The sequence below is a fragment of the Phosphitispora sp. TUW77 genome (assembly GCF_048453025.1).
In the GTDB taxonomy this organism is placed as follows: domain Bacteria; phylum Bacillota; class Thermincolia; order Thermincolales; family UBA2595; genus Phosphitispora.
Genome location: NZ_CP156677.1, coordinates 2,839,495 through 2,855,139 on the forward strand (window position 1 = coordinate 2,839,495; position 15,645 = coordinate 2,855,139).

Below are 15,645 nucleotides of genomic sequence, written 5' to 3' on the forward strand. Positions count from 1 at the left end.
CTCTATTATGGCAGGTAAGGCAATCAAACAACCAGTGACTGTTGTTCCTCATATTGAAATAGCTGTGCCAGGGCATCATCAACGGTATCTGCAAGAATGATTTCTATTCCTTTTAGTTCAGCCGGAACATCCTTGCTGTTCTCACCAGGGACTATTACTTTTTTCATCCCCGCCTGCTTGGCCCCGTAAATCTTTTCAAAAATTCCGCCAACCGGTTTCACGCGTCCCTGTATCGAAACCTCCCCGGTTACGGCAACATCCTGGTGAATCGGTTTGTTTTGCAGTGCACTTAAAATTGCCGCAGTGATTGCAATTCCGGCAGATGGCCCGTCGATACGGCCTCCACCAATGACATTCACATGTATATCATAGTTTTCGATATCTTCTCCGGAAATTCTCCGGATTACCGAAGCCGCGTTAAATACCGAATCCTTTGCCATGCTTCCGGCAGTATCATTAAATCTGATAGTTCCTTTACCCTCAGATTTCGCCCTAAAAACCACCGCTTCTATTTCAAGTACCGAACCAACAAACCCGGCAACTCCAAGGCCAAATATCCGTCCAGTCTCACAGATCGGCAATCCCTTAATAGTAACATAGGGAGACAACCTGCCAACCTGAGCCACTTCAAGAACATCTTCCATCCGAACGACAGTTGATTCGGCTTGCACTGCTTCGGCATTACTATCTGCCGTCCCCTGACGTTTATACAGGGCCAGACCATAAGCCTCAGCAAGGATATTGACAGCCTTCCTGCCTTCTATGGTATATTCACTGATAGCTTCAGGGATACAATTGTCCAGAGTAACATTCAGTTTAGCGGCTGCATTAATAATAATATCTTTTATCTCTTTAGGAGTCAGCGGCTCAAAATATACTTCCGCACAACGGGAACGAATTGCAGGATTAATTTCCGATGGGTCTCGGGTGGTGGCTCCAATAAGAATAAAATCTGCAGGAGCACCTTCCTCAAAAAGTTTTTTAATATAGTAAGGTACATTTGTATCATGGGGGTCATAATAAGCAGAATCAAATGATACCCTCTTGTCTTCAAGCACCTTTAAGAGTTTGTTCTGCAGAATAACATCAAGTTCCCCAATTTCATCAATAAACAAGACCCCTCCATGGGCATCTGTTACCAAACCGGGTTTTGGCTCAGGTATACCTGTCTCAGCAAAGTCCCGCCTAGCCCCCTGATAAATTGGGTCATGCACCGAACCTAGGAGGGGATTGGTCACATCTCTTGGATCCCATCTCAAAGTAGTCCCATCAACCTCTATAAAAGGCGCATCTTCTTCAAAACAAGTTCCCTTTAATTTTTTAGCAACCTTTAATGCCAGACGGGCCGCAGTAGTCTTACCAACCCCAGGAGGCCCATAAAGAATGATGTGCTGTGGAAAAGGACAGGCCAGTTTAGCCATCAGAGACTTTACTGCTCTGTCTTGACCGATCAGTTCTTCAAAGGAATCAGGCCTAAGGGCTTCAATCGCAGACCTGGAAAGCTTTTTTTGCTCCAACTTTTCCAAAATTGCAAGTTTTTTCAAGGTCTGGGCATTTTCGGGTCCTGAATTTTCCTTGATAATCTGCATCTTAATCTCTTTTACATATTCGTCATGACGCTGCTGCATTTTTTCGGCAATTTTTTTCTCCAGCTTATCTTCAACAGACCTTCTAGCTATAATATCTGCTATTTCATCTTCAATTTCATCTATTATCTGGGGGATCTCCTCCATAGTAGGAATTTTTTCAATTGTCGGGTCTTCAAATACTATTTTCTGCAAACCCAACACCCGCTCCTCAAATAAATCGGAACGAAGCAAGTTTAGGGCTTCCAGCTTGCCTGCCTTTAAGACAACCTTATCTGATCCATATATGTTTGTCAGTAGGGAATAAAGAGCATTGACCTGTCGCTTTAGGTGTTCCTCCTCAGTAAACTTTTCGGCTATTTCAAGCTTATCGTGCCGGGCAATAAACTTATCTAAAAAACTTTTCATAATGTTCTCCCTTTCATTTCCTGTTTCTGCAATTATTACAGTTATTTTTCCACAACATGTACATTAATTTTTGCCTGAACCCGTGGATGCAATTTAGCTGTAACGGGAAACACTCCGAGAGATTTAATAGGACTATCCAAGTCCATTTTCTTTTTATCTATATCGATTTTGTGTTGAGCCTTCAAAGCATCACAAATATCCTTACTGGTTATTGACCCAAACAGTCTGCCGCCTTCACCAACCTTAGCAGAAATTTTTACTATCAGTTCACCTAAACTTTCAGCAAGTTTTTCTGCATATTCAAGCTTTTTTTCATTTTTTCTGACCTCAGAGGCCTTTTTTTGCTGCAGATCATTCATATGACCTTGGGTAGCCTCCACGGCAAGTTTTCGTGGCATCAAATAGTTTCGGGCATAGCCCTCGGCAACCTCAACAACATCTCCTTTTAACCCCATTTTTTTAACATCCTGAAGCAATATTACCTTCATCATTACCTCCTTACTCATCCATTGGCTCTCGCCACCAGTTTCTGAATGAAACCAGGGGATCAAATAATCCTACGAGAGTAAACAACACCAGACTTCCATTAAAATTTATAATAGCTAATATAACAAATAACACCCTGACCCATTTCGGGCCCTTCAATTTCTGAAAAAAATACGTAACAACCGACACTCCAATTATAAAAAACAATGGAGCAGAAATACATACCATGTTTTTTCCAATAGCTGCCAGCGTACCCAGTTTGTAATAATCTCCAGCAAGGCTCATTACCAGTCCGGAAATCAAGACCCAGACAGAATACCAGGGTATCTGCCACCTGCTAAAGGACGGCAAGCCTTCTATCTTGTAATTTAACCTGCGCAGCACTCTGACAGCAACGATATAAGTAATAAACGCCCTGATAGCAGCCACAATAGCCATAGTACTTGGTATCAGCATAATGGCAAGCCTGATTGCCGCCTCAACCTTATCCCGTACCTGATTAATATCAATCCCCAAACCTGTGTATAGTGACACAAATTGCTCAACAAGCATCCCGAGTTCCTTCTCAGTAGGAACAATAAGCATATCCAAAAAATAAAAGTAACCTAACACCGTAATTAAATCTGAAATGACCGCAACAACTACTCCAACCACAAGTATGGTCCAGGGTGATTTCTTATATTTAAATAATATGGCATATGCTGCTGCCAAAGGGGCCAATTCTATTAGTAAAAGCAGGGTCATTACAGGCCCAGAAATTAAGGCCGTAATAAAAAAAGTTGCTCCGAGCGTAAGGAGTCCGGTCCTTAGGTTATACTTTTTTGTTATAATAATAATTGGAATTCCCCAGATAAAATCTACAAGAAACTTAACCGGCAAAAACCATATGGCAAGAGTTCCAACAACGGCAGTAATTAAAGCCATCAAGGATCCTTCTACCAACGAACCCAGCTTTTGCTGCTCAGTCAATTATTTCACCTCTTTTTTGTCACCTCTGTACCTGAGCAATGCCGTCAGGTCCCCGTGCCAATGTTCTAATTCGTGTTTTTCCCTAATAGCTTTTCTTATTTTACTTTCAACTCTTATATCAAGCTGGGCAAAGCTTACACCCAGCCTGCGTGCCATGACATAAACAGTCATCACCATATCTGCCAAAGCATCCTCAATTGACTCCTGACTATTTTTCATCATTGCTTTAAACAAAGAAGCAACAGTGGTCACTAATTCTGTTTTAAGCCATTCAATAATCCTGATATTTTTGGCAATATCAATTCCCTGATTAATTAAGGGCATACTCTAACCCCCTTTTTGATATCCAGCTATTTATTCTGCAAACCATAAGGGTTTTCCTTCAAAGATCCGGAATCAATTTATTCCAGCCAATACTCCGACCCCTATAGTCTAGGAGGGGAGCACCAAGTGCTCCCCTCCTTAATTCAGGTTTATTTATTCTGAAGTAAATGGCAGTAAAGCCATATGACGCGCTCTTTTAATAGCTGTTGTAAGCTGGCGCTGATGTTTGGCACAATTTCCGGAAATACGTCGCGGCAAGATTTTTCCGCGTTCTGTAACGTATTTTTTTAGCTTTCCACCTTCTTTATAGTCAATAGCTTCAACTTTATCTATACAGAATGAACAAACCCTTTTCCTGGGTCTTCTGCCCCGATCACGTTTCATTTTATCCCTCCTAAGGTTAAAAGTAACAATTAATTATTAATAAGTTTCTTAAAACGGTATGTCGTCATCGGAAAAATCAATTTCTTTACCCATGATACCTGAATCAGCCTGATTAGCCGTACTATCTTTAGGACTTAAAAAGCGTACCGTATCAGCTACTACTTCAGTAACCCAACGGCGCTGCCCGTCCTGTCCATCATACGAACGAATCTGAAGCCGACCATCTACCGCTGCCAGTTTGCCCTTTGCAAGATAGTTAGCACAGTGTTCTGCCTGAGTACCCCAGACCACTATATTTATAAAATCCGCCTCACGCTCACCCTGCTGGTTTTTAAAAGGCCTATCCACCGCCAGGGTAAAACCGGCAACAGCCTTGCCATTTGGCGTATACCGCAACTCGGGGTCCTTTGTTAACCTTCCGATAAGTACAATACGGTTTAACACGAAAAAATACCCCCTTGGCAGTTCATTCGATATCTGCAAATATCCGTAAATTACTCTTCTTCGCGGATAATCATAAACTTAAGAATATCGTCTGTAATGCGAAAAACCCGATCTAGCTCTGCTGCGGTTTCAGGAACACCGTTAAACTTCATCAAGACATAATACCCTTCCCGGTTATGCTTGATTTCGTATGCGAGTTTGCGTTTTCCCCATTTGTCGAGACTGGCAACTTCTCCGCCATTATTTTCAATCAAACCCTTAAATTTCTCAATAACAGCTTCTGTCTGTTCCTCTTCCAAAGATTTAATAATATACAATACCTCATAAGCTCGCATAGCTATTCACCTCCTCCCTGTGGACTAGCGGCCCCGCCATAACGACGGCGGAGCAGGGCTGTAAAACGAGACCTTAGGGGCCTCGATGAATCATTATATCACATTAGATAGAGGATGACAAGAATTACAAATGTCCCTTCTGTGTTCATTCCTTATTTGAAGGGATCCCAACGAGCCGTCAGCCCTTCATATCCTTTAGGAAATTGTTCCTGAAAAAGCTTATAAAAATAAAGTTCTTTTGGAGACTTTAGAGATATACCTCCAGCGCTTTTAGGAGTCTGCTTAAGCTCCTCTTCACCTATGTTATCCGGAACTACTTTATCTACTTGGTCTTCTACTCCTACACCTCGGGCAAATCTTAATTTCGGACGATTCGCTATTTCCTGGGGAAGTATATCTCTAAAAGCTTCTCGGAGAATCCATTTCTCAACCGGCAGATCTCCTTGATAAACCTTAAGGTCCATAGGAATTTCTTTACTTATGGCAACAACCTCTGGGTCTAAAAAAGGCGCATTGTATTCAATGCTATTTGACATCCACCCCCGATCAAGCCTGCGAAGTGCCGTATTATATGATATATCAACCAGTTTTCTGCTAATTCTCTCTTTTTCAGCGACCTCCGGAATGTCATGGAACTCCCTGAAATATCCGCCAAAAAGCTCATCTGAACCTTCTCCCACCAATATGCTGTTTACATGTTTTGAAGCAAGAAGGGATGCATAATAATTTGCAATAAAGCCTACAATACAGTCTTCATCAAAGGATTCTAAGTGCCAAACCGCCTTTGGAATGATTTTCTTAATATCTTCCTGGGTTATTTTATATATATGGTGTTCCACACCAAGATAATCTGCTAATAACTTTGCATACTCCAGGTCTTCACCGGGGGTTTCGGCTATTGTTGCAGTAAAAGCTTTAATGTTTTTATCAAATTTATGGGCCACAGCCAATATGATTGAACTATCCAAACCGCCACTTAAAGCGACCCCCTTAAAATTACCGCTGGAAACTGCCCGCTCCACCGCCTTAAAAATCAGTTCCCTCACTATACTAATAGCTTCTTTGGCAGTATCCCACTTAGGAAGGATAACAGAACAATCATCAAACGGTCTAAGCCCCTCTTTTGTTGAAAAATAATGTCCCGGAAGTAATTCTTCAACATTGTCAGTAACCTGCTTGAGCGCCTTGGCTTCAGATGCAAAAAACAGCTCACTTTCCGGCGATTTATTATATATCAATCCCCTGGCCCCTACATGGTCCCGGGCAATAATACATTCTTCTTCATCCATAATCACACAAGCAAAACTTCCGCTGATTTTGGAAAAAACGTCTTTCCCATGTTGTATATATTTCTCTCTTAAATAATCCGCATCGGAAACTCCCTCTTGATTGTCATCGCAAACCAGGGATCCATCAATAAAAACAAACGGGGGCGCCTCGCCACCAACTCCACAAGGGTTTACTTCAATAAACCCAACAGAAGCTGCCGGCAATGTTTTTATAATAGGATTGCTTAACCCTCGGTGTTTTATTTCTTGAATCATTTGCTCTACTCTTTCTGAATTTGCCTTTTTCCCAATGCATCCTACTATTCCAGCCATATTCTTCCTCCCATAACAATTTTTTTAAACAAATCCCGCTCTTTGTAACCATTCAGTAACCCGGGATAAGTTTAGAGGGGCTTCAACTCTGTTGCCCCTATAAAGATAACCTTCCCTTAATCCTTTACGGGCTGTCATCATAAAAACGGTACTGCTTTTAGATGAAATAACAGCTTTTTCTAAAATGGCAAGCTGCTCATTAATATATTCTTCATTATAGGGCTCTAAAGGATTTTCAATATACTTAACTCGCGCCGCTAATTCTGATTCTATCTGTTCATCTACCGCGACACCAAAATAGTCGAGTACTTCAGCTGCAGCCTTTAAAGCAATTTGTGAGATTTCCTGAAAAGGACATGCCCTTAACTTTTCTTTTACTATCCCTAATGCAATATCATCTATCACATACTGATAAAAAGAAACTGACATTACCTGTTGAAGCATTCCTAAAGCACTGTTAATATATTGTGCACCAGATGCAGCTACATAGGCCCAGCTAAGCACCTTTTCACTTATTCCCTGTGCAGATGGTTCAGCTTCATCCGATACACCTGCTGTTCCACAACACGGAAGATTATAAAAACGACATAATTGTGCCGCCAGTGACACTCGTCGAATGCTCTCAGGTTGACACCAGCGAGGGGAACCATCTGTATATAGATTTGAAGTAATGGGTATCCCCCGGTATAAAATTTTAGCTCCTGGACGAATAATATTAGCTACTACATATCCAAACAGCAGCTCTGCATTGAGCTGCAACAGCTCTCCCACTTCTGAAAACGGTGCAGTGCTTCCCCCTTGGGGGCAGCTGGATATAGCCACGGGAATATCTTTTTCCAAAAGTGCAATTAATTTATCCCCTGAAAAGCTATCCATAACTAAAGGACTTGAAACCAGGCAAACAATAAAAGAGATATATGCCGGATTACCAATAATTTTAATCACTTCATCCAAACGATCAACCTTCACAAGATTAGCAAGATTCATAGGTTTCGAGCAGTAATTTTGAAATAGTTTAGCCTTTTCTACATCCATCCGGTCTTCCGAAACATCACACTCTACTGGCCGGGTGATAAAATCAACGTGTTTTAGCTGGTCACAACAAGCAATAATTTGTTTTAAGTCATCTGTCCCCGCAGGCCTTCTGCTCCATCCGTCAGAAGTCCTATCCACAACATATAGCGCCTGGCCTCCGGTGCCAAATTTCATCTGGTTTTCAATTGCTTTAACCGTAAACCCATAAGAGGGGTCCGGTGCATCAAAACGAATAGATTTGGCAGTCTTTTCCAGGGCATCTTCCACCATGTTTTGGGGGATAAGTATTCTTTCCCCTTTACGCTGTGCTCCCCGGGATATGAGCATTTCAGCAATGCGTTCATGAGTAACTTTAACGCCTGTTTGGGATAAAAGTTTACAAGTTCCCTCATGAATTAACTGCATTTGCTCAGGAGAAAGCATGTTTATCCTCCGCTTATCAGATACTATTACGAAACCTCTCTTAAATGTTCCAGCTTGTTTATGGCATCAATAACATCCCGGCAATATACATCAGCACCAATTTTCTCTGCAAATTCTTCTGAGGTAGGTGCTCCGCCAATCAATACCTTAATATTTGAAAAGCCTTCTTTCCGAATCATCTTGACCACCTTTTCCATTTCAACCATAGTTGTGGTTAACAAAGCAGAAAGGCCTACAAAGTCCGGTTTAAATTCTTTAATTACCTTTAAAATTTCCTCTGACGGTACATCCATACCCAGGTCCTCTACTTGATAACCAGCCCCTTTGAGCATGGTAGTTACAATGTTTTTTCCAATGTCATGTAAATCTCCCTTAACCGTTGCAATGAGAAATTTTCCTTTGTCCACACCGGCACCTGCCTCAAGTTGGGGCTTTATTATGTCCATGGCTGCACCCATACATTCGGCGCTAGCCAGCATATCCGGGAGAAAATATTCTCCCGTCTCAAACAGTTCCCCTACTTTTTCCATTGCCTGTCCAAAAGTATCCAGTATTTTCTGGTGGTCAACCCCCTCTTCCAATGCTTTCACCACCAATTCCATGGTTCCAAGAGTTCCTTCCATGGTTCCGTCAAAGCCCTCGTCCTCAGCATCAAGATGCCCTATTACTATTGCATTTTCCAGTGAGTTCAACAATTCATCTTTACTCATAATAGACCTCCTTCTGTTTTTTTAATACTCCAGGTATTTCTTTATATACCCTTCTCACTATTTCATCTGGAAGAGTATTGGAGTCATCACCAAGATACGCATCCACTTTAGCCTGAGCCTGTGCAAAAACCTGATCTTCATCCCCTTGAGAAATAAACTCATAGGTGCCTGAAACCACCTTTCTGCGAAGCTGCTTTCTAACACCCCGAGTAAACATCCCAGAACCTTTGACCCTTTTAGCAATTTCTTGAAAGGCAGTATCGATATGCTCCTGGTCATATTGGGGAGCCCGAAGAATGTGTTTTACCAAAGCAATAGAAGCATTGTCCAGAACTGCTTGCAGCGGCGAAAAAATATTGGTGCCATCCAGCAGACCAAAGGCATAATGAATATAGTGGGCCCCTGCGGAAGCTGTCTCCTTATAAGAAAATAATTTTTCAACCATAGCTTGAATTCCCGGACGCCTTATGTCTCCCACCCCTGCCGAAGAATAGCAGGGAATGCCATAGAACCGGGCCATTTGGGCACATCCCATGGCATAGTGGATAAATTCAGCCGTCCCATAGCAGTCCTGGAGGGTATCAAGTCGTGCCCTCACGGGGACAGAGCCATACAATACAGGGGTACCTGGATTAGAAAATTGTGCTAAAGCAATACCTGCCAAGATTTCCGCATTGATTTGCATTACTATGCCTTCTTCTTGAATGGGAGCCGTAACCCCCCCTTGTGGAGAAGAAGATATCACCATAGGGATTTTCTCCCGTGCAATGGCGATTACTTTTTCGGAGCTGTCGGAAACCATAAGAAGAGGGCTTCTAATGGGGCATACAATAAAAGACAGGGGAAAATAAGACTGTTCCCCTGCAATAATTTTTGCCAAGGATATCACTGCAGGAAGAGCCTTAAGATTAACCAAGCCTCCCTGTACGTGTTTCCCGGTATGAAGTAACGAATAGAAAAAAACATTGACATCTTTATTCATTGAATTTATTTCTTCGTCTTGTATATTTATGTTTCTAATAAAAAAATCTGCATGTTCCAGATGATCTATAAGGCGGGCAGACTCACATAAGGCAGATATGGAGCCCGGTTCTTCCTCATACACGGGATACCGCAGAGTACTTTTACTGTTTTTAGTGCTGACAAATTGTTCAATTCTAGACCGTAAATATATGTTTGCCTCCGATCCTGTTCCAAAATAAACCGCCGGAATATTTGCATTCAAACACAATGTGTTTTTTGGGTCCCTTGCCCCCAAAACAACCTCTGAAGGCACGGTGCTGAGAGCTTTCATTAACAGTTTTTCCGGAAATCGTATGTTCCAAAGCTTTTGCTTCCCGTCTTCGATTTCACTTACAGTACACCCTGCATTAAAATATACTTCAACTGCCTGTTCTCCCGCACATTGGATGCCTATTTCCGATAACAGTTTCATAGACCCATCGTGTATGCTTTTTACTTGTGTTAGACTGAGACGTTCTGCCGGATGCACATGCAAGGGGGGTCTGTACTGAATTTCTTCCATCATAACCCTTACCTCCTTTCCAATATTTATAGTCTCTTGGAGAGCTTAGCCTCCTTTATGTTCAAGGCTTAGTGCCCTGGACTTCTTGTTTTTTTCTTCCAGCAAACTATGTAAATATGGCCATGAAATCTAACAAAGTTCTCAAATATACTTCTTTGGTTTTTCTTTGAGAATATCACTAACAATCTCATGAGCCCTTTCGTCAGCTGTTTTACCCCCTTCCAAAAGCCACACCGAACGATCCTGACGATTAGTAAGAGTAGGCTGATAATGATGTGTTCGCATGAATTTTCTGGTTTTTCTGCTGGTTAAAAAGTTGCCTCCAGGTCCAGTTTCTTTTATCTCATCAAGACAAAGGGTCTCCTTGGATACATCGATTCCCTTTATCGCCTGTTTTACCATACCAATAATTTCATTATCAATAACCAACTTCTCCAAGCTTACAGTAAAAGCAAATTCCATAAGACCCGCAGCATCATGTATAAAATCAGCTCCTGCCAAACCTACAAGCATGTTTGTTATTGCCGATTCATATCCACATTGAGCATCCAGCGTCTTAGAATCACTAATTCCCGCTGTTGAGTAGTAAGGAATGCCGTAGTAATGCGTCATCTGTGCGGTTGCTGCATTGATTATTCCGCTTTCTACAGGCGCCCCTAAATAACTCATTGTTTTCATGTCCATTGATGAAGCAACACATCCATATATTACCGGAGTACCTGGATTTACTAACTGAGTTAACATAACATTTATCAGGGCATCACAGTTTTGAATTACCAATGTCCCGGCTAAAGACATCGGTGCAGTGCCACCACATAAAGGTTCTACCGGCACTGCTAGTGGAATACCTGCTTTAGCTGCCTGAATCATAAATGTTCCATACTTACTGTCAAGTCGTAAAGGACTAATTCCACAAGTTATAATTGAAATAAAAGGGCGTTCCCGTAGCGCTTCTGGAGAACCGGCAACCTCTTCAGCCATCCGAATTACCGCATCTATCCCCTTTGAAGTGTATACCCCGCCCATAACATGTTTGTCCGTATAAGTAAGCCCTGCACTAAACCTATGTATATCTACGTCTTCAATATCCAGTTCATTTGGATAAGTTGGAAGCAGACAAATCTCAATGTTATCCATCTTGTCAACAACTCTGATAACATTCTCAAGGTCCTGCAAACAAGCAGACCGGCTTTCTTTTTCACCATAATCCAGCATATTCAAAGCTGTACCACCGGTTCCAAAATATACTTCACCGGCCCCCAGCTTGCAATCGTGTTTCTTGTCTCTTCCACAAAGTGTAACTGTTGAAGGAGCCGTAGAAATCAATTCTTTAATAGTTTTTTCCTTAATTTTAACAATTTGGTTCTGTTCGTCTACAGAATCAGCAACCTTTTTAAAGTATTCAAAAGCTTCTGGTTGATGTACCTCAAATCCGGTTTCTGAAAGTACTTCCATGGTAGCCTGGTCAATTGTTTCGATATCATTCTGTGTAAGAGGCCTGTATTGATGTATACGGGTATTCACATTTCCATCCTCCTGTTCATTTAGTTTGTAATAAAATCATGCTAATATTGAATGTGGGAATAATCTTATAAAAATTACCCACATAAAGTGACTATGCTAATAAAAAGACCACCCCGAGAGACATATCCTGTATGATAGAAGTTGAACAGACTTTATCATATGGGAGAAAAGGATATGCTCGGAATGGTCGATATTAAGTATGCCAGAAAAAAACAGTTTAATAAAAAATAAAAGACTGGCAAAAACAACCAAAATCTAGGGGTTTCACAACAATTTGAAAGCCAACAGTTATGAATTCAAATTTCTCCGTTACAGATTAATGAGCAAAATCCTATCCTGTTTTCAACCATACAAAGCCATTATTGAAGAGTGGCTTGAACAGTATAAAGCTGCTCTTAAAAACTTGTGGTATATAGATTTTTTGACTGGTATCAATACAAAAGTAGTGCTTTTTTATAGATTATATATCATATACAAATAATGTCAAGGGCTAGATGCCCTGCAAGAGCAACCGGGGAAGGCCTGTGCTTCGCTCAAAGCCTTTAATCTGAGGGCTTCAACCATCGGCAGCAAGAAGATAAAAAATAGTTTAATTCTATGTTCCAGTATAAATGCAGGAATATGTCGTTTGGTGTCGAATAATACAATTGCTCCAATTGTTGGAAATACTATCAAAGGGGGATTAATATATGTCCGCCAATCAATATATGAGAACAGTTGTTAAAGGTACCGTTCTGTTTCAGGAAAAGCAGCACGGACATGAAATGTTTATTGTTTTAAAAGGTTCTGTAGAATTAAGCACCCTGTCTAACAACCGTAAAGTAATTCTTGCTGAAATACCTCAGGGAGGCTTTTTCGGAGAAATGTCCCTCCTAGAAGGTGAACGCAGAGGATATACAGCCATAGCTTCCGATAATTCTGTATTGCTGATTATTAACAAGGCCAACTTTGACGAAATTGCCGCTACCAATCCCCAGCTTATTTTCCGAATTATGCAGGACTTATCCTCACGTATCCGTGACTTATCAATCAAATTGAAAAAAGCAGGTGTCACAGAGTATTCTCCATGGGGACACGAAACCGCAAAAAACGCCGGGATAAATCAAAGTAAGCAACCTGATGAAGGACAGCAAGCAGTTAAGGATGTGGACATTGCGGCAGAATCGTCAACAACAAAGACTTCTCTTGTTTTTGGAGACGAAAAACTTAAGACAGATAAAGGTATCATACATGATGACCCGGCCGTCATCGAGCAATATACTTTTAATAAAAAAGTAAAATGCCCTGTATGTAACAATGCTTTTGAAGGTCTTGCCATAAGAGACAGCCGGTTAAAACAAGCGGACAGAACAGATGAACTAAGGGTCATTTATGAAGATATAGAACCCTTAAAATATAATATATGGATATGCCCTGAATGTTTTTATGCCATGCGGAGAACAGAATTTGACAAAATTAATGCTATTCAGAAAAAGAAACTGGCTAACTTGACTGAACAGCGAAAGTCCCAGTTTACCCCAAATTTCAAAAACATTTATACCATCGGATTTGCAATTAATGCTTATCTGATTGCCATTAATTGCTGTGACAATTTTAATAAAAGCGAGGGTATTGATGAACGGGCTGGCGGCATATGGTTAAATATTGCTTGGCTCTATGACGATTTGGAAGTGTTTGATAAGGCACTTGAAGCCCGAAAAAACGCGCTGGATAAATTTAAAGCAGCTTATATGTCAGGTCACCGGTCTGAGGGACAGGATCAAAAGATAGAATACCTTATAGGCAGGTTGGCTTTTGGCCAGAAGAATGTCAAGGAAGCCCGTGAATTCTGGTTCCGCGCCACTAGCAGGCGAAACGGCGTGGCTCTTCTCAAAGACTTGGCCAGAGACGGGCTTGATATGTTAAAAGAATTGGAGCAAGAAGAAAAAACCACATGACATTATACATTAAAACGAAAATAGACCACATCCCCGTCCCTCATAATATATTCCTTGCCTTCAAGGCGGACAAGTCCTTTTTCTTTAGCCTGCGTTTGGGAACCTGCAGCCATTAAATCATCATAAGACACCACCTCGGCTCTAATAAATCCCCTCTCAATATCTGTATGAATTTTCCCTGCGGCCTGAGGAGCTTTAGTGCCTTGCCTAACAGTCCATGCCTTTATCTCCTGGGGCCCGGCAGTAAAAAATGTCAGTAAACCCAGCAATCGGTATCCGGCCCTGACCAGCCTATCCAGTCCTGATTCTTGAAGCCCTAGGTCAGCAAGAAACTCTTTCTTTTCTTCTTCTTCAAGTTCGGCAATTTCCGCCTCAATTTTCCCACAAACCACAACTGCTTCAGAGTTCTCAATTACTGCTATTTTCCTAACTTCCTCCACCAAATGGTTGCCCTGTGCGTCAGGCAGGTCATCCTCACTGACATTAGCTACATACAACACCGGTTTGGAGGTCAGAAAATTAGCATCCTTTAACAGCACTTGCGCTTCCGGCTCAAGCTGTACACTTCGCACCGGTTTACCAGAATCAAGGGCACCCTGAATGCATTCCAAGGCTTTTAACTCTGCTTCATATTTTTTATCATGAGTTTTCATCATTTTCCGGGTTCGCTCAAGTCTTTTTTCCATGGTTTCCAGGTCTGCAAGAATTAATTCCATGTTAATTGTCTCAATATCTCTTGCCGGACCAACCTCACCTTCCACATGAGTTACATTGGTGTCCCGGAAACACCTGACCACATGGACTATAGCATCTACTTCCCTAATATGAGACAAAAATTTGTTGCCTAAGCCTTCTCCTTTGCTGGCTCCCTTTACCAGGCCGGCAATATCCACGAATTCTGTCACGGTGGGAACAACTTTTCTGGGGTTGACCATTTCAGCCAGCTTATCCAGTCTTTCATCAGGTACTTCTACAACCCCGACATTAGGGTCTATGGTACAAAAAGGATAGTTAGCTGCTTCAGCCGCTGCCCTGGTTATTGCATTAAAAAGAGTTGATTTGCCTACATTAGGAAGTCCCACGATTCCAAGCTGCATTGAAGGTTCATCCTTTCTTAACTTTCCGCTTTGAAAATGTAACCTGTTTAATATACCTCATACTTCACTAATTGTAAATATATTTAGCTAAATTATGTCGATTTTTTGTGACAAACCAACTATTACTCTCATATTCAAGCCATTAGCCTCCTACTCTTGTCTTGCCAGTACCATCCAATTTAATTCGATAAACAGGATATACATTACTTTCAATCCAACCACATTGGTAGAAAATCCAATCTCCAACTATTCCTTTATGATAGGCGTGCACATTACTTAATTTCATTTTCCGTGTCCCGTCTAATTTCATTCTATAAAGACTGCCCTTGTCTTTATCTTCCCAAAAATATATCCATTCACCAGAAATATTCATTTGTGACGGTTCTGAGTTGCTAGATATTTGGACTCTTTCTGTTCCGTCCAGTTTCATCTTATAAAAACCATTTTCAGCACAAAAACAAATTATGTCTCCAACAATATCAAAACCTGCCTCAAAGCCTCAAGGCCCATCCCTACCTATTTGCTTAGCTACATCCATTATATTCCATTCCAACAGCCATTGTCTAGGCATTTGTAGCAAAACCAGTCCAACTGAAAAACAAAAAACAGCCTTTATGTTGAAAGACTGTTATAGTACCTTATATAACTTTCACATCCCGGAACCTTGAATCACCTTCTTAACTCCCTTTTCAAACTTTGGTCGCGGGAGCATTAAATGGCGCCCGCAACCCAGACACTTTATCCTGAAATCCATCCCGGTACGGGTAACTTCCCACCGGTCATTGCCACAGGGGTGAGCCTTCCTCATTTGTACTATATCACCCACCTGAAATTTATGACTTTTATTCGTCTCCATA

General features: G+C 41.4%; 16 protein-coding genes. 1 reads left to right on the plus strand and 15 read right to left on the minus strand.

All coding sequences use genetic code 11. From position 1 onward, the window contains the following. Positions 1 to 23: 23 nt before the first annotated feature. From lonC to ABFY19_RS13740, 12 genes are all read right to left on the minus strand, one after another. Positions 24 to 1,994 carry a Lon family ATP-dependent protease gene (gene lonC, locus ABFY19_RS13685; protein WP_418791209.1) on the minus strand — a complete coding sequence of 657 codons (1,971 nt, stop codon included), beginning with the start codon at positions 1,992 to 1,994 and terminating at the stop codon, positions 24 to 26. Between the two features lie 41 nt (positions 1,995 to 2,035). Next, positions 2,036 to 2,482 (minus strand): 50S ribosomal protein L9, encoded by a 447-nt coding sequence (rplI, locus tag ABFY19_RS13690; protein ID WP_418792612.1) that lies wholly within the window; start codon positions 2,480 to 2,482, stop codon positions 2,036 to 2,038. A gap of 10 nt (positions 2,483 to 2,492) precedes the next feature. Then, positions 2,493 to 3,449 (minus strand): YybS family protein, encoded by a 957-nt coding sequence (locus tag ABFY19_RS13695; protein ID WP_418791210.1) that lies wholly within the window; start codon positions 3,447 to 3,449, stop codon positions 2,493 to 2,495. Continuing rightward, a complete protein-coding gene (locus ABFY19_RS13700; protein WP_418791211.1) occupies positions 3,450 to 3,773 on the minus strand; it encodes a MazG-like family protein in 324 nt (107 codons plus the stop codon). It abuts the gene before it with no gap. A 153-nt stretch (positions 3,774 to 3,926) separates the two neighbouring features. Then, positions 3,927 to 4,157 carry a 30S ribosomal protein S18 gene (gene rpsR, locus ABFY19_RS13705; protein WP_418791212.1) on the minus strand — a complete coding sequence of 77 codons (231 nt, stop codon included), beginning with the start codon at positions 4,155 to 4,157 and terminating at the stop codon, positions 3,927 to 3,929. Positions 4,158 to 4,205: 48 nt separating this feature from the next. Further along, the gene (locus ABFY19_RS13710; RefSeq protein ID WP_418791213.1) at positions 4,206 to 4,601 is read right to left on the minus strand and encodes a single-stranded DNA-binding protein; all 396 of its coding nucleotides are present in this window, start codon (positions 4,599 to 4,601) and stop codon (positions 4,206 to 4,208) included. Between the two features lie 50 nt (positions 4,602 to 4,651). Next, entirely contained in the window at positions 4,652 to 4,936 is a 285-nt protein-coding gene (gene rpsF / locus ABFY19_RS13715; protein ID WP_418791214.1) for a 30S ribosomal protein S6, read from the minus strand. A gap of 152 nt (positions 4,937 to 5,088) precedes the next feature. Beyond that, positions 5,089 to 6,537 (minus strand): asparagine synthase-related protein, encoded by a 1,449-nt coding sequence (locus ABFY19_RS13720; protein WP_418791215.1) that lies wholly within the window; start codon positions 6,535 to 6,537, stop codon positions 5,089 to 5,091. 24 nt (positions 6,538 to 6,561) lie between these two features. Then, positions 6,562 to 7,995: a trimethylamine methyltransferase family protein gene (locus ABFY19_RS13725; protein ID WP_418791216.1), complete on the minus strand. Its 1,434-nt coding sequence runs from the start codon at positions 7,993 to 7,995 to the stop codon at positions 6,562 to 6,564. Positions 7,996 to 8,021: 26 nt separating this feature from the next. Further along, positions 8,022 to 8,705, minus strand: a complete 684-nt coding sequence (locus tag ABFY19_RS13730; protein WP_418791217.1) for a cobalamin B12-binding domain-containing protein — start codon at positions 8,703 to 8,705, stop codon at positions 8,022 to 8,024. Beyond that, positions 8,698 to 10,233, minus strand: coding sequence for a trimethylamine methyltransferase family protein (locus ABFY19_RS13735; RefSeq protein ID WP_418791218.1), 1,536 nt, complete (start codon positions 10,231 to 10,233; stop codon positions 8,698 to 8,700). The genes ABFY19_RS13730 and ABFY19_RS13735 overlap by 8 nt, the downstream gene beginning before the upstream one ends. 138 nt (positions 10,234 to 10,371) lie before the next feature. Further along, a complete protein-coding gene (locus ABFY19_RS13740) occupies positions 10,372 to 11,754 on the minus strand; it encodes a trimethylamine methyltransferase family protein (RefSeq protein ID WP_418791219.1) in 1,383 nt (460 codons plus the stop codon). Positions 11,755 to 12,443: 689 nt separating this feature from the next. On the opposite strand from ABFY19_RS13740, the gene ABFY19_RS13745 reads away from it, so the two are divergent. After that, a complete protein-coding gene (locus ABFY19_RS13745; RefSeq protein ID WP_418791220.1) occupies positions 12,444 to 13,691 on the plus strand; it encodes a DUF2225 domain-containing protein in 1,248 nt (415 codons plus the stop codon). 2 nt (positions 13,692 to 13,693) lie between these two features. Here the strand turns inward: ABFY19_RS13745 and ychF are convergent, their stop codons facing one another. From ychF to ABFY19_RS13760, 3 genes are all read right to left on the minus strand, one after another. Further along, positions 13,694 to 14,788, minus strand: a complete 1,095-nt coding sequence (ychF, locus tag ABFY19_RS13750) for a redox-regulated ATPase YchF (RefSeq protein ID WP_418791221.1) — start codon at positions 14,786 to 14,788, stop codon at positions 13,694 to 13,696. Positions 14,789 to 14,930: 142 nt separating this feature from the next. Next, a complete protein-coding gene (locus ABFY19_RS13755; RefSeq protein ID WP_418791222.1) occupies positions 14,931 to 15,218 on the minus strand; it encodes a DUF5050 domain-containing protein in 288 nt (95 codons plus the stop codon). A gap of 219 nt (positions 15,219 to 15,437) precedes the next feature. Next, positions 15,438 to 15,644 (minus strand): DUF951 domain-containing protein, encoded by a 207-nt coding sequence (locus ABFY19_RS13760; RefSeq protein WP_418792613.1) that lies wholly within the window; start codon positions 15,642 to 15,644, stop codon positions 15,438 to 15,440. Between the last annotated feature and the right edge of the window lies 1 nt (position 15,645).